The sequence below is a fragment of the Candidatus Woesearchaeota archaeon genome (genome assembly GCA_021735165.1).
Classification (GTDB): domain Archaea; phylum Nanobdellota; class Nanobdellia; order Woesearchaeales; family 21-14-0-10-32-9; genus JAIPET01.
The window spans coordinates 1-19,612 of the sequence record JAIPHP010000014.1; the positions used below are offsets into that span (position 1 = coordinate 1).

The following is a 19,612-nucleotide window of genomic DNA, read 5'->3' on the forward strand; positions in this document are numbered from 1 at the left end:
ATAAGGCCACACATGGCTCTTAGATTTAATGTTCTGGAAACACCAGAACAAGCCTTTCAACGAAAGTTGAAAGCGGAGGTTTAATAAATGATAAAACGAAAAAAGGTATCGAAGGGAAATACTTACAGGATAACACACTAAAATGATAAATACATAACTTTTTTAATTTGCATTAATTACAAAAACAATAAATGCATACAAAATCAATTTTCATATTCAGAAGAGACCTAAGACTAGAAGACAACACAGCACTAATAAAAGCCCTAAAAGAAACAAAAGAAGTAATCCCCATATTCATATTCTCAGAAGAACAAATAAAAAACAACGAATACAAAAGCAACAACGCAATACAATTTATGATAAACTCATTAAAAGAACTAAAAGAAGAAATAGAACAAAAAAACGGATACTTAAACATATTAAACGGAAACCAATACGAAATTATAAAAAAAATTCTAAGAGAAACCAAAGCACAAACAATATACCAAAACAAAGACTACACACCATACAGCAAAAAAAGAGATGAACAAATAAAAAAAATATGTGAAGAAACAAACACAAGATTAATACTATGTACAGATTACGTCTTAAACTCTCCAGAAGAAATACTAAAAGAAAATAAACAGCCATACACAATATTTACACCATACTACCGAAAAGCAATACAAAAAGAAACAAAAAAACCAGAAAAAACCAAAAATAAAAACTATTCAAAAATAAAACTAAAAGAGACAATAAACATAAAAGAACTAAAATACGAAAAAAATCCGAACATAAAACTAAAAGGAGGAAGAAAAGAAGCACTAAAAATACTAAATAACATAAAAAACTATAACAACTACAAACAAGAAAAAGACATCCCTATAAAAGACGCAACAACGCACTTATCAGCACACATAAAATTCGGAACAATAAGCATACGAGAAACATATCACAAAATAAAAAAAGAATTTGGAATAACACACGAACTAATACGCCAATTAATATGGCGAGACTTCTTCACACAAATAGCACACTACTTCCCTTATGTATTTGAAAAAAGTTTCCGTAAAAAATATGACAAAATAAAATGGGAAAATAACGAACAAAAATTCACTTCGTGGAAAAAAGGAGAAACAGGGTACCCTATAATAGATGCTGGAATGAAAGAATTGAACAAAACAGGATACATGCACAATAGAACAAGAATGATTGTCGCCTCATTTCTAATAAAAGATCTCAGAATAAACTGGCAATGGGGCGAAAAATATTTCGCACAAAAACTAATAGACTACGATCCCTCAATAAATAACGGAAACTGGCAATGGGCCGCATCAACAGGATGTGATTCTCAACCATACTTTAGAATATTCAACCCAACACTTCAACAACAAAAATTCGACCCTGAATGCAAATATATAAAAAAATGGATACCAGAACTAAAAGAACTAACACCAAAACAAATACACAAACTAACAGAGCGTATTAAACTAAAAAAAGAACACAACCAAACGCAATACCCTGATCCAATAATAGACCACTACAAAGAAAAAGAAAAAACTCTAAACATGTACAAAAGCATAGAATGAAAAAAATACACAAAGGTTAAATAATAAAACTACTTCTCTAAAAAACATGGTCAAAGAAATAACCAAAAAAGAACTTAACAAATTAGTCGAAAACTACGAAGCAACATGGAACTCACTATTCTACAACAGAGACTTTGTTTTAAGAAAAGAACCAGACCCACACATAAAAAATATTCTTGAAGATTTAGAAACCCAAAAAATAAATGAAATAGCAAGTGCTCCATGCGGAGATTACGTAAACGAAAAATTACTAGAAGAAAAAGGAATAACAGTGGAAGGATACGACATAAGCGAAATAGGAATAGAAAAAGCACAAAAAAGAACACAATCAGAAATACATAAATACGACATACTCCACAAAAAACTTCCAAAAATGTACCCTGCAATACTATGCTTTGATTTTACAGTACATCTCCCTGATGAACACCTCTTAGTATTTCTAGAAAACATAAAAAAAAGCTTAAGAAAAAACGGACGACTATACATAAACTTCCTAAACCCAGAAGATGAAACAACACTAATGCACGAACTAGACAAAAACAACATAACCCTAGTAAAAAACAACGAAGTAATTCTAAAATACAGAACCAAACCAGAAATAGAAAAACTAATAGAAAAAGCAGGACTAAAAATAATATCAATACAAAATTATGAAAGAACAGACAAAGGCCACAAGGGATTCAGATCAAAAGTAGTACCACATACCCACAAAGGATACTGCGCAATACTGGGGAAATAATTACTTTTTTCATAACTAATAAAAGAAAAACCATCTCTTCTATCAACATTTGAAACTTTCCAAAGCTCATTATTAAACTGAGGAAAATAAGCATCTCCATCACATTCTTTATGAATTTGAGTTAATTCCATTTTATTCGCATGCCAAAAATCAAAGATTTTTGTGCAGGTCAGGGTACGACAAAAACAAAGCTTTTGTGTACAATAAATGCAAAGCATTTATTTGTATTAAACTCCTTCCGCTAGCGCGCAATAATAACAGACATTCTAAATCACCCTGTAGACATAGATCTTTCAATTTTGTCATAATGATTATCTTTGTAGCCTACAACTTCAAAATCGTAAAAGCTGACAGTATCCAATAACTCTTTTGCTGGTTTTCTGTTGTTAGAGTGTATTTTCAATTGAGCTTGAGGATATTTGTTTGTATCTCTTGCTAACTGCTCTAAAACTGCTGTTACATGATCAAAATCTTCTTTCCATTCTTCTTTAGGTTTTTTTGAATACCTATCAATCCAGTTCTTTATTTTCAAAAAATCCTCTGGTTTTTTCGCATCATGTAACCTGTCTTTAAGTTTTTCTAAATTATTTGAATACCATTCTGCTTTTTCTTCTACACCGCAGTAAATATGCGCATCCACAATATCATGTGTGAATATCCCTGGTTTTAGACCTGCATATTCTGCTACAAAAATACCTAGTAAGCCGTATTCCCCAATATTCATTGGAACACCTAAAAAAGAATCTGCACTTCTCTGGTTCATAACAATATCTAACCTATCATTCATAACAACAAATTGATAACCTGTAGGACAAGGAGGAAGAGCCATATTATCTATTTCGTCAACTTTCCAAGATTCTACTTTTAGTCTTCTACTATCACTTCTATTTTTCGCAGCTTCAATAACATTAGCCAATTGATCTATATGCTCACCATTAGAACCGGTCCAATCTCTCCATTGAGCCCCGTAAGGTCTATCTAGTCCACCGACTTTTTTTCTGAATTCTTTGTCAGATTTAAGCTTATATTCAAACTCTTTGAACTCTTTTTCAAATTCATTAAAATTTAATTTTCTTCCTTCTTTTTTTAAATTATGGTTGAAAAGATCTTTATTCCAGAAATTGCATTTGTTCTCAACCATATAATCAACATGTAATTGTCCATCATTCTCAGGACCCCTCATGAACCAGACCATTTCATGAATTAACCCCCTATAAAATAATTTTTTAGTATTTATCAGAAGAACACCTTTTGAAAGATCAAATTTCATTGCTGCGCCAGTGTTTGCAATTGTTCCACCAGCTCGACTATCTTTAAATACAGAATTCTCATCAGAAAGAATCCAAAGTAAATAATCATGATATTCTTGATTCATATTATTCATTAATTTACCCCCAATAATAAAACTGTTCAAGAACAACCAGTATTTAAAATTTTCTTTTGAAACAACTATAAAGTGATTACAAATCCGGAAAACATCCGGTTTTTTCGAAAAAATATAAATCATAATAAATGAATAAAAAAGATAAAAAAATTAAATTTTCCCAACAAGATTCATGCCTGGCTTGAGTGTCTTTTCGCCTGGCTTCCAGTTAGCTGGGCAAACCTGTCCCGGATTTTCTCTTACGAACTTGCTCGCTTGTAATTTTCTAAGAATTTCATGAGCATTTCTTCCAACACTATTATCATGAACATCCATAGCGACAAGTTTTCTATCAGGATCAATTATGAAACTTCCTCTAAGACTTAGCCCTTCTTCTGGTAAATAAGTACCAAATTGTCTGCAAACTTTTCCTGTTGGATCAGCAAGCATCGGATACTTAATCTTTTTTATTGATTCAGAATGATCATGCCAAGCCTTGTGAACAAAAGCAGTATCTGTACTTACCGATAATATTTCTGCACCTTCTTTTTTGAACTCATCATACAAATCAGCTGCATCACTAAGTTCTGTAGGACAAACAAATGTGAAATCTGCTGGGTAAAAAAGCATTATAACCCATTTACCTTTATAATCACTTAACTTAACCTTTTTTGTTTCATCATTCTGAAAAGCTTCAACTTCAAAATCTTCAACTTTTTCTCCAATAAAAACCATTTTATCCCTCCATCTTTCTTAGAAATCAGAACAAAAGGCCTTTTAAAAATTTTATTAAATACTTAAAAACAACAATCAAAAACAGCTAAACTGTTAAAAAACCTTTATAAACATTTGATGAATTCGTTATTCTATGAAGAAAAGAATCATGATTGTAAAAAAAGAAAAATGCAACCCAGAAGGCTGCGGAGGATACCTTTGCATGCGAGTAAGCCCTTCAAATAGAGCCGGCAAAGAAGCAATACTAAAAGATACTGATGGCAAAGTAAAAGTAAACGAAGAAGTAATAACTGACGCAGACAGAATAGCAGCAAACAAATGCCCTTTTGGAGCACTAACCATGGTAAACCTTCCTGATGAACTAAACCAAGACCCAATACACAGATACCCTCCAAACGGCTTTGCACTTTACAAATTACCAATACCAATATTTGGAAAAGTAGTTGGAATAATAGGAAGAAACGGAATAGGAAAATCCACCACATTAAATATACTAGCAGGCATTCTTAAACCTAATTTAGGAGAAGATGGAAAAAAAGCAACATACAAAGATCTAATTGAAAGATTCAAAGGAACAGAAGCACAAACATTCTTTGAAAAACTAGAAAAAAAAGAAATAAAAATAGCATACAAGCCACAAATGGTAGACCAAATACCAAAAGCATTCACTGGAACAGTAAATGAACTACTAAAAAAATCAGATGAAAAAAATGAATTAGATAAAATAATAGAAGAACTACAACTAAAAAACATACTAAATCATGACATAAAAGACATATCAGGAGGAGAACTACAAAGAGTAGCAATAGCAGCAACAGTACTAAAAAAGGCAAACCTATACATGTTTGATGAACCAACATCATATCTAGACATAAAACAAAGAATAAAAATAAGCAAATTCATAAAAAAACTAGCAAACGAAAACACAGCAGTACTAGTAATAGAACACGACCTAATAATCTTAGACTACATGACGGACCTAATACATCTAATGTATGGACAAGAAGGAGCTTACGGAATATGCTCTTTAGCAAAAACAACAAAAGCAGGAATCAACACATACCTATCAGGATACATCACAGATGAAAACATGAGATTTAGAGATCATGAAATAAAATTCGACAAACACGCCCAAGAAAAAGAACACAAATCAGAACAACTAACAAAATGGGAACAATTCAAATACAAAATAGGACAATTCTCCCTAGACGTAGAACAAGGAAATATAGAAAGACACGACATAATAGGAATCCTGGGTGAAAACGGAATAGGAAAAACAACATTTGCAAAAATAATCTCAGGACAAATAAAAGAAGAAGACCACATCACACAAAAAGAAACAAACCACGGAAAACTAAAAATCTCTTATAAACCTCAATACATAGAAAAAAACGATGAACTAGTAATAATATATCTGAAAGAAGCAATGAAATACGACTTACAATTAATAAGACCACTACAAATAAAACAATTAATGAACAAAACATTAAATCAATTATCAGGAGGAGAACTACAAAGAGTAGCAATCGCAAAATGTCTCTCAGAAGAAGCAGACATCTACCTAATGGACGAACCCTCCGCATACCTTGACGTAGAACAAAGACTAACAATAAGCAAAGCAATAAAAGAAATGATGATAGAAAAAGGAAAATCTGCAATAATAATAGACCACGACCTACTATTCATAGACTACCTATCAAACAAAATACTAGTCTTCGAAGGAGAACCCGCAATCAAAGGAAAAACATCAGGACCACACCCAATGGAAAACGGAATGAATAGGTTCCTTAAAGAACTCAACATAACATTCAGAAGAGACGAAGAATCACACCGTCCAAGAGTAAACAAAATAGGCAGCCAAAAAGATCAAGAACAAAAATCAAGTGGAAAACTATATTATTCCTAAAAATCGAACCAAACAACACAATTGACAAAATAATGAAAATCGCTGCTCCGAGTCTGCTAAGAAACTAAAAGTTTCTTGCACACAGAAATCAAAAATGATTTCTGAGCAGAACGAAGCATTACGACTCAGTCGCCAAGACAGGAGTTTCAGATTGTTCGCTAGCGCGCAATAAAAAGAAAATAACCAAGAATTAGAAGAAATATTAAAGCCCTATAAAAAATAAAAACAACATGAAATCAAAAATCCTTCAAAACCTAATAAAAACAACACTTATAATAAGCTTAATCCTTATTATTCTATTAACCCCCTTTCTTTTCTTTTCATATAATGAACATCATTATGAATCTCAGGCAAAGCAAAACAACATTTACCAAAAACTTGGAGAACAAACAGCAAGACAACAAAACAAAAACACAATAAACTTCCTCTTAGGAAAAGAAGAACTCAAAGGAAACTATACTCAAGCAGAAAAACAACACATGCAAGACGTAAAAAACATTTACACAACAATAAACGCAATAACAACAATATGCTTGCTCATAGCAATCTTAGGAATAATTTACTTCACAAAAAAAAGACAAGAAAAACAAATAATAAAATCACTAAAACAATCTTCAATAACAGTGCTTTTAATAGGAATACTAATTCTTATCTTAACACTGCTCAACTTTCAAAACACATTCACAGCATTCCACAACATATTCTTCCCACAAGGAAACTGGCAATTCCCAATAAACAGCTTATTAATAACACTTTACCCAACCCAATTCTTCACAGACACAGCAACATACAGCTTTTTGACAAGCACAATAATATCCCTAATGACACTAACAATCACTTTTCTTCCCAAATACCAACCCCTATTTTCTTCAAAGAAATGATGGGTTCGTCAACACCATTAGAAAAAATATCCAAATTAACAGGAGAATAAACCACCTTCCCATTAAAAGTCATCTTTTTTTCATTCAAATAAGCATATTGATTAATAATGTGACTACACATATTCAAATAATCAAATTCCCGCTCATTAAAAGTAAAAAATAAAGTATTAATCCCATAAGATTTCAAAAAATCATAAATCTTCATAGGTTCCTTCTTAATCTCATTACACTTAGAATTTTTCTTAAGTATAGCACGCTTATCTGCAAAAAGAAGAAAATAAAAAGACCTATCAGGAAACAACTCACTTAAAGGATCAAATAAATCATCAAATAACTTAAAATATTTAGACTTCGAATTTGACTTAAAATTCAAAGTTTGAAACTTACTCTCCATAACAATCAAAGACTTATCACTCTTATACCTATAATCAAACAACCCATCTAACTCCTTAATAGGAAAGTATCCAGATAAACCTTCACCACCCTCCTTAAGAATCACCATATTAGGATATTTCTTTATTTTCAAAATAAAATTATCTGAATGTTCAACAATAAAATTATCTCTATTATCCTTATTAAACTTCTTATTAAACAACCCACCAGACCTTCCAAAATTCTTATCAAAATGCCTCAAGAAATATTTTGTAATTCTTCTAGAAATCCTCTCTCTTAGCTCCCCCATAATATTACCAGAATTACCCCAAGAAATCTCATAAGGTAGCTCATTAAAATCATTAACAGAAAACAAAGTATATGACAAATCACCAATCAAATACTCAATCAAAGACCTATCGTTTAATTTACAATCCTCATTAAACTTATCTTCAATATTATGCAAAACATACTTAGACAAAACACCATGATTCTTTTTCAAACAAAAAACCTCAGACCCCCTCTTTTTAAAAAGATAGGGCTTAAAATCCATAAAAAAATCATACCTAACATCAACCATACAAATTTTCAAAGAAAGAAACTATAAAAAACTAACTATTTTAAAGTAAATACACTATTTAGCGACAATCAAAGTGCTAGTCAAACGAACATCATCATGACTCCTAATATTTTCCATAATAAAAGTAGCAATATCATCTGCATCACTGCCTTTAAGCTTCAAAATCAAATCCCACTCACCAAACAAAATATGACCCTCTACGACAGACTCAAAACCTAAAAAATCATCCAAAACCCCTCTTTCATGAGCTTCTCTTAAACTTACCAAAATATACGCAAACATAAAACACCACCTAAAAAACAAAATAAACACCCAACTATAAAAACTTTGTTGCAAAACAAAGTAACCATTACAGAATAATAACTAAACTTTATATGCATACAAGCAAAAAAACAAAACATGTTCTTAAACCAACAAAAACCACCAATCTTAGAATTCAAAAACATAACAAAAAAATTTGGAAACAACGAAGTACTAAAAGGAATAACTTTCAACATATACGAAGGCGAACTATTCGGACTAATAGGTAGAAGCGGAGCAGGGAAAACAACACTTCTAAGAACCCTTATGGGATACTACCCAACAGACTCAGGAAATATATTCTTTAGAGGACGAGACATATCAAAATCACTAAGAGAAATAAGAACAATATTTGGCTTTACAACACAAGACTCTTGCTTCTACGAAGAACTAACACCAATAGACAACATGGAATACTTCGGAAAAATGTATGGTATAAAAAAAAAAGAAATACAACAAAGAACAGAAGAACTACTAAAACTAGTAGACCTATGGGATAGCAAAAACACAAAAGCAGAAGACCTATCAGGAGGAATGAAAAGACGACTAGACATGGCAATAAGCCTAATACACAAACCAAGAATACTAATCCTGGACGAACCAACAACAGGACTTGACCCAATACTAAGAAAAGGAATCTGGCAACTAATAAAAAAAGTAAACCAAACAGGAGTCACAATAATAATGTCCTCCCACCTACTAGATGAAATGGAATACTTATGCACAAACGTAGCAATGATAAAAAACGGAAAACTACTAATAAAAGGAACCCCAAAACAACTAAAAACATTCTACTCAAGAAACCAAGAAGTCAAGCTAGAAAGCTACCCTGGAAACTATAGATCCCTAATGAAAGAACTAAAAAAACAAAATCTACAAATATACTACCCCCGCCACGAAGGAAACAAACTAGTATTCTACACACCAGACACAACAACAATTATGAGAATGCTACCAACACTACTAAAAAACATAAAAGAAACACTAACCGAAATAAGCATAGAAAAACCAAACTTAAGCGAAGTCTTTGAAGCACTATCGAGGTACAACTCATGAAACTAATAACAATGACCCTTCAAATAATAACAATTGTAAAAAAAAATATTAAACGACTACTAAGCTCAAAACTGAGTGCAGCAATGGTAGTTTTTGGCCCATTAATACTAATAGTCTTAATGGGACTAGCATTCCAAGGATCAGGTTTTTACGGAGTACAAATAGGAATATATGAAGAAGGACAAACAAACACAACTTCAGACTTACTAGACATAATGAAAAAATCAGATTTCAAAATAATCCAAACACAAAGCAAAGAACAATGCATAAACAAAGTAAAAGACGGAACAAACCACATGTGCATGATATTTCCGAAAAATTATGAAAACGAAAAAATGGAATTCTACGTAGACTACAGCAGAATGAACCTAGTATACGCAATAGTAAGCAGACTCTCAGGACAAATCAACGAACTAAGCTCAGACATAAGCATGGGAATGACACAAGACCTACTAAATTTCATAAAACAAAGTGCAAACCTAATGGCACAAAGCTCAACATCGCTAATAGAACTACAAAGAAGCTCAGAATTACTAAGCGCAGAACTAAGCAACATACAACAAGCAATAGGATCTTTGAACTTCAACAACACAATACAAGTACTAAACCAAATATCAAACTCGGAAAGTCCAACAAACCAACAAATACAAAACACACAAATAGAACTAAACAACGCAAAAATACAACTACAAGTAGCAGAAACACAACTAAAAGACACAGAACAAACAATAAACACACAAATAAACGAAATAAACAATGCGATGACCCAACTAAGCTGCACAGAAACAAACTCAAACGACTTATCTAGCCAATTGAAAACGCAAGGGCTCGCAGCGCTAATACAAACCCAAGACGACCCAACATGCAGCCTCCTAATAACAATAAGAGAAACACTAAAAAAAGAAAAAGAAAAAACAAAACTCTTCCAAGAGACAACACAAAACATGCAAGATTACATAAATTCAATAATACAAAGAGTAAGCACAATACAACAACAAGCGCAAGGACAAGCAAACGAAACACAACAAAACATACAAGACATGCAACAAAACCAACAATCACTAACACAAAACCTACAAGGAATGACCCAAGCAACAAACCAAAGCGCGCAAGCAATACAAACAATGACTCAACAACTAAACACACTACAAGAACAATTTGAAAAAATAGCGAACTCAAACGCGCAAACAATAATAAAACCAATAAAAACAAGCATAAAATCACTGACAACAAAAAAAATAAATACGCTTGAAATGCTGTTCCCAAGCATAATAATTATGGTAATACTATTCGAAGGAATACTACTTGGAAATACCCTGATAATGAGAGAAAAAAAATCAAAAGCATTCTTTAGAAACCAAATACTGCCTGTAAGCGACTACCTCTTTAATATAGGAACGTACATAACTGCAATAATACTAACAAGCATACAAGTCCTAATAGTTCTAATAATAGGACTATTACTATTCAAAATAAATGTAGTATTCAACCCATTAACAATAATACCAATACTAATACTAAGCATACTAATATTTTCAAGCATAGGTATGCTCATAGGATACCTATCCACATCGGATGAAACAGCAATACTAATCGCAGTAATACTTACAATAATACTGCTAATGTTTTCAAACTTAGTAATACCAACAGAAACAATGCAAAGACCCTTAGGAGACATAGCAAAATTCACCCCTTTCAACATCAGTGAAGAAGTGCTCCGCAGAACATTAATATTTGGTTCAAAACTCCTAGAAATAAAACCCCTATACACATTAGCATTCCTCACAGAACTAACAACACTCCTTGCATGCGTACTATTAGCACACAAAAAAGCATTCTCAAAGAAAAACTAAAAAAGTATATAAACAAAAAAAGCATCCCCCAATCATGAATAAAACAATAGCAACAATCTTCTTGACTTTCTTTCTTAACTCAGACAAATATCAAGAACAAACAATAATAAATCAGCCAAAAGAAACCAAACCAATAGAACAAATAATAGAAATTACAAACACACAAACCAAACTTTTAGAATTCTACAGAACCATGAAAAACTACACAATCCTCTACACACAAGAAAAATTCACAGAAAATACAAGAAAACAACTAAAAATTAAAATAAAAGAATGTGAAGACAGCACAAAAAAATATGAACAAAAACTATCAAATAAAATTAGCGAATACATAAAAAACAGATAAAAAACTAACATATTTTTCTAACAAAACAAAGAAAAGCAGTATGGCCAAAATCCCTAGTGACAGGCCTTAAGGTCTTCTCAGAAACATTCCAATCCCTCTCAATAACCTCAATAGTTCTCTCAACAACTAAATTCTCAGAAAGATTTGAGACTACCTCTTGAACCTGGCTTATATGAGGAGCATAAACAACCAAAAAACCACCCACTCTTAGAACCTTGCTAGCAGAACTCAGAGCTCGGCTTGGTTCAGGAACATCTAATAGAAATAAATCATAATCATTTTCTTCAAATAAATCTTCTTTATATACATCCTTAATATCAAAATTAATATTCTTAATCCCTAAATTTTCAGCATTTTTCTTTGCAGTTTCCTGATGCTCAACATTAACATCAAAACTATCAATTTCTTTCACAATGCCAGCAATAAAACAACTAAAACCCCCACTCCCCGAACCAGCTTCCATAACCTTGCTAGCTCTATTCAGACCACAATAACTAATAATTGCACCAATATCCTTATACGTAATAATTTGAGCATTTCTCTTAATTCTTCTATACACATCATTAAAATCAGCATCAAAAATAACCAATTTATCCTTCCCAACTTCGCAAATCCCATTCTTCTGAAGAACATCCTTAGGCGCAACCAGATTTTTGCCATGAAAATCCTTAGAATCCTCAACAAAATACCTCTCCAATTTATTCATAACAATAATCCTACCAGATTCTTCATTTTTCACAGTTCTAGGAAGCCGAAAAAGCATTTTTTTAACCATAACCCACAGAAAAGCAAGCCATTTTATAAATATTTATAAATGAATATTTTTTCCATAACAAAGTGTGGGTCTGTAGCTAATCCTTAACTGGTTACGCTCAGTTGACACGCAAGGTGGGTTTCTCTCCTTGCAGTCGTTCAAGCCCATAAAAAAGAAACTACAGGGGCCCGTAGCCTAGCCTGGATAGGGCGACAGCCTTCTACGCGCTAGAATCTCTAGATTCGCTGGCTCTTAGCCAGAACGCAAAGAGAGCTGTAGATCGCGAGTTCGAATCTCGCCGGGCTCATAAACAAATTTTATGAATCGGCAATAAGGAAAACAATTCCTAATTTGCCAGAATCATGAACTGAGACTGGTGATTCAAAAACAGGATGTTTTTGTTTATCGCCGGGCTCATATTTTCTTCATAACATTCAAGAATTAACAAAATTTCTAATCTTTTCAATTGCATCTTCATGATTATACTTATTTACTTCAACAAAAAAATCACATTCTTCTTCTGATGGTTTAGAAAAACCAGGCTCCCATTTAATCTTAAAGTTTTCAACCCACTTAGTGTTTCCTCCACTATCCCTTTCCTTTAGTCTTTCAAGAATAACATCTTTGTCCTCAACAACATGAATAATTATGATTGGCAAATTTATCTTTTTCTCTTTAAAAAATTGTCTCATACGCTCCCTACTCTCCTTAAATTTACCATAACCATCAACGATAAAAGAAACACCCCTAGAATAAAGTTCCTCTATGAGCTTATCTGAAGCGACCCTTACAACTCTATTAACAGAAAGTATCTTTTCATTACTATAAGATTTATCAGCGCCCTTATAATCCAAAATATTTTCGGCAAAAAAATCTCTAAAATCATCCTTATTTATATGAGAAGCATTAAATTCTTTAACTAATTTTTTCGCAAACGTAGACTTTCCTGCAGCAGGATGCCCCGCCATCCCAAAAATGACCTGTTTCATAATAATAAAAAAATAAAATCATATATAAATTTACTTCTTAGCTTTTCCAAGAATTCTGAAAACTTTAGTTCCACACTTAGGACATTCTCCTTTCATAGCATTCATGCCGTTCTTCATTTTAGTTTCTTTACCATTCTTGATTTCAACTTGTTTTTTACATTTCATACATCTTCCTTCAGTCATTTTGATTTTCCTCCGAGCGAGAATAACGCGCTATACTATAAATCTAAACGTTCCTATTCTTAAGCTTTTCTACTCCATTTATAAAGAAGACAAAGTTTTATAACTTCAACCCCCATTGAAATCTAAAAAAAGAATATTAATAAACACAACTTACTAGATTTAAAAATAAAGAAAAAAAGGTGAAAAACACATGAAAAAAAACATAATAACAATACTATTAATAACAACACTTCTAATAACAGCATGCCAAACGACAACAGACTACAAAAATGAATTCGACCCAGAAAACACCATAAAAACAACAACATTTAGCACAACCAAAGAATATCAAGAATTCATAACTCAAAATACAAATCAAAATAGCTACTACGGATTACTAACAGGAGCATTCAGGTCAGCAACAAACACAGCGGAAATAGCAATAGAAGACACAGCTATGAAATTAGGCGCAGCAACACAAACAACAGACTATTCTCAAACCAACGTACAAGTACAAGGAATAGACGAAGGAGACATAATTAAAACAGATGGAGAATACATATATACAATAACAGATAAAACACTATTTATAATAAACGCGTACCCTGGAGAAGACGCAGAAATAATATCCACAATAAAACTAAAAAATACGCCTACAGGACTATTTATAGAAAAAAACAAATTAGCAATATTTGGAAACGTAGACTACAACAACATCTATGACGAAGCAAAAATAAGAATAAACAATGGAATGACATACCTTGAAATATATGATATCACAGACAAAATAACTCCTGAACTCAAAAAAACATACAAATTCGAAGGAAATTACTTAGAATCAAGAATGATAAACAACAAAATATACCTAATGACAAACACCAACCCTGAAAACAGAATAATAACCCCTATGCCAATAATAATAGAAGATAACACAATAACGCAAATTGAACCAAAAAACATAGAATACTTCAACATAAACTACCAAAACCCAAGACTGATAGGAATACACCAAATAAATACAGAAAATAACGAACTTGACGAAAGTAAAATGATAACAGTTGAAGGACAACCAACAACTTACATGTCAAACAACAACATCTACCTAGCCCACACAGAATACATAAGCGAATGGGAACTAAGACAAGAAATATTACAAAAAGTAATGGAACCAGAAATGCCTGAACACTACAAAACACTAATACAAAAAATACGAGAAGTAGACACAGACATCCTAAACTCAGCAGAAAAAACACAAAAAATAAGTCAACTCTACAACGAATACCTATACGCATTACAAGAAGAAAAAAGAGAAGAAATACAAGAACAAACAGAACAAAAACTAAAAGAAAAACTAAAAGAACTAAAATATCTAGAATACACAATAATAAATAAAGTAAACGTAGAAAACAACATACAACTACAATCAAACACAAGAATACCAGGAACCCTAAACAACCAATTCGCAATGGACGAACACAAAGAAATATTAAGAGTTGCAACCACGACAAGAGAAAGATACACGCAAGAAACAAAACAAGAACAAACAACAAATAATGAAAGACTAGATATAATGCCGATGCCTCCCATATGGAATCAAAACACAAAGAACAATGTTTACACACTTAATCAAGATTTGGAGTTACTAGGGAGCATAGAAGGACTAGCACAAGGAGAAACAATATACAGCACAAGATTCATACAAGACAAACTCTACATGGTAACATTCAGACAAGTAGACCCGTTCTTTGTAATAGACCTATCAGACCCAAAAAATCCTGAGAATCTAGGAGAACTAAAAATACCAGGATTCTCAAGATACCTACATCCATACGATGAAAACACAATCATAGGAATAGGAAGAGATGCAACAGAAACAGGAAGACAACAAGGAATCAAAATAAGCTTGTTTGATGTAACAGATGTTACTGAACCAAAAGAAGTAGCGAAATATGTTTCAGACCAGAAATATTCAAGCACCTCAGCAGAATGGGAACACAAAGCATTCCTTTTTAATAAAGAAAAAGAACTCCTAGTAATACCTGCATTTAACTACAACTACCAAGACCAAGATGAAAACTACAACGGAGCATTAGTATTCAAAATAACAAAAGACGAAGTAGAACTAAGAGGCCTAATAGACCACAGCGAAGGAACAAACAACAGATGGAGCCCAAGCGTAGAAAGAAGCCTATACATAGAAGATGAGCTGTACACAAAAAGCCCATACCTACTAAGAATAAACAACTTAGAAACACTTAAAGGTATAAAAAACATAGAATTGACAACAGAAAACACGCCAAATATACCAACATACTAATTTTTTTATTTTTTATTTAAAATTATTTTGTCCGTTTATGCATAGAAACAAAGTTTCTGGCACAACAAAAATGAACGAACATTTTTGTGTGCAATAAAAACAAAGCTTTTATTCGCATGCCAAAAGTCAAAGATTTCTGAGTAGGACGGGGCACGACAAAAACAAAAATTTTGTGTACAATAAATGCAAAGCATTTATTTGTATTAAACTCCCTTCACTAGCGCGCAATAATATTATTTCCAAGAACACTAAGATGTGTTTTGTTGATGCTTAAGCACATAAATTTTTTATTTTACTTAAAAAAACCGACAAATCACTTAAAAAAATTCTTAACAGAAATAGACTCCATAACAGAAACATCAATAACATCATAAGGACCTTTACCAATACCGACACTAACTAAATAATTTTTATCATTTAGGCTAAAACTTAAACCATTATCAGAAAGACTTACTTCCTCTAAACTAGGAACGTTCATAGCAAAATCACATATATGATCTAAAATATCCTTTTTTTCATATAATACCTTAGCACATAAATCTTTTCTAAAACAAAAACCAGTAATGTCTTCAGGTTCACTGCCTTCCCTACGATATAAACAATAAAAGCCCTTAGTAACCCTGACTTCAGAATTACCCTCACCATAAGTATAGGCCCTATCAGTACCAAACCAATTAATTAAATGATCCCTTAAAGAAATAACAAAATTATTCTTATTAGTCAAATCATTATTCATGAAGAAACAGAAATAAAACCAAGTATTTAAAATTTTGCCAAATTCAAAAAATATATTTTACTTTTGAGTAACTAACTATAACATCTGCAAGAACCTCAAGACTATCAACCACATTTTTAGGAATTACATTATAAAACAAACTTAAGTCAGTACAACCCAAAATTATGCAGTCAGCATTTTGTTTCTTTACAAGATATTCAAACTCTTTTTTTCTTTTATCTCTAATTCCGATATTTAAAATAATATCATCTAAAAGTTCTTGATCCTTGCCAGTCGGCAAATCAAAGCCCTCATAAATATTATGCTTTATCGTCGCTGAAGTCGCTAACAACACAATTCTAGTAAAAACATTATTTCTGACTCTTTGACTAACTTCTTTTGGTAAATCAAAGACATCGTGATTTCCTTCCCTAATTATTGCATGCAAACTGTTGCAATTAGCGAATATGTGCTTAGCACCTGCATTTTTCAGCCTTAAAATGCTTTCTTTGACCTGCGTGCCAACATAATCTGAAGTTGTCTTGGAAATAATATCATCAAAAGGTACACTGTCAATAAAAATATGTGGAAACTGCCAATCATAGAGTGCACCTTTTTCTTTGCATTTTTCAATAATTCTCAAATAAAGCTTTGCTGATGCTTCAGGTCCTGCTCCACCAATTATGCCAATCATTTTTTCTTAACAGTGTTTTTTAAGAACAACCTTTTAGGAAGCTTGCTTGCCAAGATGCCAAGACGACATTCAGGAAGTAAACATATATCCCTTTCCATTTGACTTTCAACATAGTCCGTAATCTTTGATCTTGTTTTTTCAATCTTATACCACACCCCCTTAACCCCATATTTCTTGACATTATATTCTGCCATATCGTCAACAACGAAACAAACTTTTGCATTTCCATATTGATCAAGGGTCAACCCCTGAAAACTATAACAAAAATCGGTCGTGCCAATCCTGTCATAAAAAAATTCTTTTCCCAAAATACCTTCCAATTTATTTTCCAGCCAAACTTTTTCCTTAGAACTTAATTTCAACTTTGATTCTTTTTGTATAGCATCTCCTGCAATCTCCAAACCTTCAATGTTAGGATATATGCCGTTTTCCACACACCATTCAGTCACTCTTGGAATATCTTTGTAATTTTGTTTAAACATGTTAACTTCAACACCTAGATTTGTAACTGATTTACCCAATTCTTTTTTTACTTCCTGAAAACCATTTTTTATTAAGTTATGAAGCCCTATAGGGATATATTCATTGTTTCCAACCCGCACACAATTTATTTTTGAATATTTTCCTTTCCCTCCAACTAGTTTATCATGCAATTCAGGGTTAAGAGTGTGCAACTTCCCAATAACGCTAAGGTTATCTTTTCTTTTGACTAATTCATTTGCAAGAGTTTCATCATAAAGCGCAGTCATATTAGTAAAAAAAGTCCAGTGCAACCCCAATTCAACAGCATAATCAAGGAGAGGAAATAAAGATCCTGTAACCTTATTTAAAAAAGTTTTTCTATTATAAAAAAGAGAATCTAAAAATGGTTCTCCCGGACCTGCTGTAATAACATATTTACCTCCAATATTTTTGAATTTTTTTATGATTTCACACGCATCTTCCATAGAAAGCTTTTTTTTGTTCTCGAATTTTTCGCAACTATCATTTCTAAGATTCACAGCATAACAACCTTCACAAGCCAAATCACAAATTCTGCCGCGACTCCCTTTTGCACCCAACGACAATGAAAGTGTTAGAGGATATCCTTTCCGTTTAGCCGTTTCTTGCTCATCTTGCGACGGCCGTCCATTGAAATAAATCCGATTATTGAAATTCATCACTATTTTGTAGTCAACACAACTATATTAAATATGTTCTTAAAAATTAGTAAATATTACGACACATTTATATAATAGAAATAGCTTATTGACTAAATAACATGATTTCCTTAGACAAATATGACAAAAGAATACTCTTTGAATTAGACCAAAATGCGAGAATCGCAGAAACTCAGCTAGCCAAAAAAATAAACAGGTCAAAAGAATCTGCACGTTACAGAATCAGACAGCTTGAAAAAAAAGGAATCATAACAAGATATTTTACATGGATAGATCCGCCAAAACTAGGCTATCAAGTATATAAGTTATATTTAAAACTAGTAAACATACCTGAAGAACGCAACAGATTCTACGAGTATGTAAAAAATGAGAAAACCCTATTCTGGTTAGGTATAGGGGATGGAGTATTCACAACAGGACTAACATTCTTCTCATATACAAATACAGATTTCTATGATTTTAAGCAAAGATTATTTTCAGAATTCAAAGAACTTATCCTGACACAAACCGCAGCAATAGTAGTTGATGCAAAAGTCTATTCAAAAAATTTTCTTGCAAAAGACAAAATTTCAGAATACAAGCTTTTTGGAAATCCTGAAAAAAATAACATAGACTCTCTTGATAAAAACATACTTGCAAGCATTTTTCAAAATTCAAAAATGTCTACTGTAAATCTAGCAAATAAATTCAAAGTCAGTTCAGACACGATAAGAAACAGAATAAAAAAAATAGAGAAACTTGGAATAGTTCTCCAATACAAAACTGAAATAGATTTTCACAGTCTAGGATATGAATTTTTTAAGACATTTATCTATTTCAAGAACCTGACAAAAAAAGAAGAAAGCCGCTTTCTAGAATTCATAAAACAACATCCAAACATAATACACTCACTTAGAACAATCGCTCCTTGGGACATGGAACTTGAAGTTATTGTAGAAAACTACAACGAATACAACACAATAATAAACCAAATTGAAAGAGAATTCGCGTCTAGCATAACACACATGGAATCTACAATACTTTCAGAAGATCACATATATCCCTCTAAAAAAATAGTCTTCAGCAGTTTCGGAAGTTCTTAGAAAACATCACAACATTTGCAAATCACAAACAATGTAACCC

At 32.2% G+C, this 19,612-nt stretch carries 20 protein-coding genes and 1 tRNA gene; 10 read left to right on the forward strand and 11 right to left on the reverse strand.

Features of this window, described 5'->3' with window-relative positions:
- Positions 1–191: 191 nt before the first annotated feature.
- On the forward strand, positions 192–1,568 hold the full coding sequence (locus K9L97_04045; GenBank protein ID MCF7872181.1) for a DNA photolyase family protein: 1,377 nt from the start codon (positions 192–194) through the stop codon (positions 1,566–1,568).
- Positions 1,569–1,614: 46 nt separating this feature from the next.
- Positions 1,615–2,307, forward strand: a complete 693-nt coding sequence (locus K9L97_04050) for a class I SAM-dependent methyltransferase (protein MCF7872182.1) — start codon at positions 1,615–1,617, stop codon at positions 2,305–2,307.
- Here the strand turns inward: K9L97_04050 and K9L97_04055 are convergent.
- The 3 genes from K9L97_04055 to K9L97_04065 all read right to left on the reverse strand — a co-directional run bounded on the left by K9L97_04055 (position 2,217) and on the right by K9L97_04065 (position 4,405).
- Complete coding sequence (locus K9L97_04055; protein ID MCF7872183.1) at positions 2,217–2,438, reverse strand: dihydrofolate reductase; 222 nt, start codon at positions 2,436–2,438, stop codon at positions 2,217–2,219. The genes K9L97_04050 and K9L97_04055 overlap by 91 nt on opposite strands.
- 140 nt (positions 2,439–2,578) lie before the next feature.
- Positions 2,579–3,691, reverse strand: coding sequence for a thymidylate synthase (thyA, locus tag K9L97_04060; GenBank protein ID MCF7872184.1), 1,113 nt, complete (start codon positions 3,689–3,691; stop codon positions 2,579–2,581).
- 150 nt (positions 3,692–3,841) lie between these two features.
- Positions 3,842–4,405 (reverse strand): redoxin domain-containing protein, encoded by a 564-nt coding sequence (locus K9L97_04065; protein ID MCF7872185.1) that lies wholly within the window; start codon positions 4,403–4,405, stop codon positions 3,842–3,844.
- 133 nt (positions 4,406–4,538) lie between these two features.
- Here K9L97_04065 and K9L97_04070 point away from each other — a divergent pair, with 133 nt between their 5' ends.
- The gene (locus tag K9L97_04070) at positions 4,539–6,311 is read left to right on the forward strand and encodes a ribosome biogenesis/translation initiation ATPase RLI (protein ID MCF7872186.1); all 1,773 of its coding nucleotides are present in this window, start codon (positions 4,539–4,541) and stop codon (positions 6,309–6,311) included.
- A gap of 230 nt (positions 6,312–6,541) precedes the next feature.
- Positions 6,542–7,192 (forward strand): TIGR01906 family membrane protein, encoded by a 651-nt coding sequence (locus K9L97_04075; protein MCF7872187.1) that lies wholly within the window; start codon positions 6,542–6,544, stop codon positions 7,190–7,192.
- On the opposite strand, the gene K9L97_04080 is transcribed toward K9L97_04075, so the two are convergent.
- Positions 7,146–8,144: a hypothetical protein gene (locus tag K9L97_04080; protein MCF7872188.1), complete on the reverse strand. Its 999-nt coding sequence runs from the start codon at positions 8,142–8,144 to the stop codon at positions 7,146–7,148. The genes K9L97_04075 and K9L97_04080 overlap by 47 nt on opposite strands.
- A 54-nt stretch (positions 8,145–8,198) precedes the next feature.
- Entirely contained in the window at positions 8,199–8,426 is a 228-nt protein-coding gene (locus K9L97_04085) for an Lrp/AsnC ligand binding domain-containing protein (GenBank protein MCF7872189.1), read from the reverse strand.
- 117 nt (positions 8,427–8,543) lie between these two features.
- Here K9L97_04085 and K9L97_04090 point away from each other — a divergent pair, with 117 nt between their 5' ends.
- The 3 genes from K9L97_04090 to K9L97_04100 are packed head-to-tail and all read left to right on the forward strand — an operon-like array spanning position 8,544 to position 11,699.
- A complete protein-coding gene (locus K9L97_04090; GenBank protein ID MCF7872190.1) occupies positions 8,544–9,500 on the forward strand; it encodes an ABC transporter ATP-binding protein in 957 nt (318 codons plus the stop codon).
- The gene (locus K9L97_04095; protein ID MCF7872191.1) at positions 9,497–11,353 is read left to right on the forward strand and encodes an ABC transporter permease; all 1,857 of its coding nucleotides are present in this window, start codon (positions 9,497–9,499) and stop codon (positions 11,351–11,353) included. The genes K9L97_04090 and K9L97_04095 overlap by 4 nt, the downstream gene beginning before the upstream one ends.
- A 34-nt stretch (positions 11,354–11,387) precedes the next feature.
- Positions 11,388–11,699, forward strand: coding sequence for a hypothetical protein (locus tag K9L97_04100; protein MCF7872192.1), 312 nt, complete (start codon positions 11,388–11,390; stop codon positions 11,697–11,699).
- 4 nt (positions 11,700–11,703) lie between these two features.
- Here K9L97_04100 and K9L97_04105 read toward each other — a convergent pair whose 3' ends face one another.
- Positions 11,704–12,474, reverse strand: coding sequence for a methyltransferase domain-containing protein (locus tag K9L97_04105; protein MCF7872193.1), 771 nt, complete (start codon positions 12,472–12,474; stop codon positions 11,704–11,706).
- Positions 12,475–12,637: 163 nt separating this feature from the next.
- Between K9L97_04105 and K9L97_04110 the strand changes: the two genes are divergently transcribed.
- A tRNA-Arg gene (locus K9L97_04110) sits at positions 12,638–12,760 on the forward strand.
- A gap of 127 nt (positions 12,761–12,887) precedes the next feature.
- On the opposite strand, the gene K9L97_04115 is transcribed toward K9L97_04110, so the two are convergent.
- Positions 12,888–13,442: an ATP-binding protein gene (locus K9L97_04115; protein MCF7872194.1), complete on the reverse strand. Its 555-nt coding sequence runs from the start codon at positions 13,440–13,442 to the stop codon at positions 12,888–12,890.
- Positions 13,443–13,472: 30 nt separating this feature from the next.
- Complete coding sequence (locus K9L97_04120) at positions 13,473–13,625, reverse strand: DUF5679 domain-containing protein (protein MCF7872195.1); 153 nt, start codon at positions 13,623–13,625, stop codon at positions 13,473–13,475.
- A gap of 190 nt (positions 13,626–13,815) precedes the next feature.
- Between K9L97_04120 and K9L97_04125 the strand changes: the two genes are divergently transcribed.
- Positions 13,816–15,921, forward strand: a complete 2,106-nt coding sequence (locus K9L97_04125) for a beta-propeller domain-containing protein (GenBank protein ID MCF7872196.1) — start codon at positions 13,816–13,818, stop codon at positions 15,919–15,921.
- A gap of 313 nt (positions 15,922–16,234) precedes the next feature.
- On the opposite strand, the gene K9L97_04130 is transcribed toward K9L97_04125, so the two are convergent.
- Genes K9L97_04130 through K9L97_04140 form a run of 3 tightly spaced genes read right to left on the reverse strand, consistent with a single transcriptional unit; the run spans position 16,235 to position 18,493 of the window.
- On the reverse strand, positions 16,235–16,657 hold the full coding sequence (locus K9L97_04130) for a hypothetical protein (GenBank protein MCF7872197.1): 423 nt from the start codon (positions 16,655–16,657) through the stop codon (positions 16,235–16,237).
- A gap of 43 nt (positions 16,658–16,700) precedes the next feature.
- A complete protein-coding gene (locus tag K9L97_04135; protein ID MCF7872198.1) occupies positions 16,701–17,330 on the reverse strand; it encodes an aspartate/glutamate racemase family protein in 630 nt (209 codons plus the stop codon).
- Entirely contained in the window at positions 17,327–18,493 is a 1,167-nt protein-coding gene (locus tag K9L97_04140) for a hypothetical protein (GenBank protein MCF7872199.1), read from the reverse strand. Before K9L97_04140 ends, K9L97_04135 begins: the two co-directional genes overlap by 4 nt.
- Before the next feature lie 98 nt (positions 18,494–18,591).
- Between K9L97_04140 and K9L97_04145 the strand changes: the two genes are divergently transcribed.
- Positions 18,592–19,572 carry an Lrp/AsnC family transcriptional regulator gene (locus K9L97_04145; protein MCF7872200.1) on the forward strand — a complete coding sequence of 327 codons (981 nt, stop codon included), beginning with the start codon at positions 18,592–18,594 and terminating at the stop codon, positions 19,570–19,572.
- Positions 19,573–19,612: the final 40 nt, after the last annotated feature.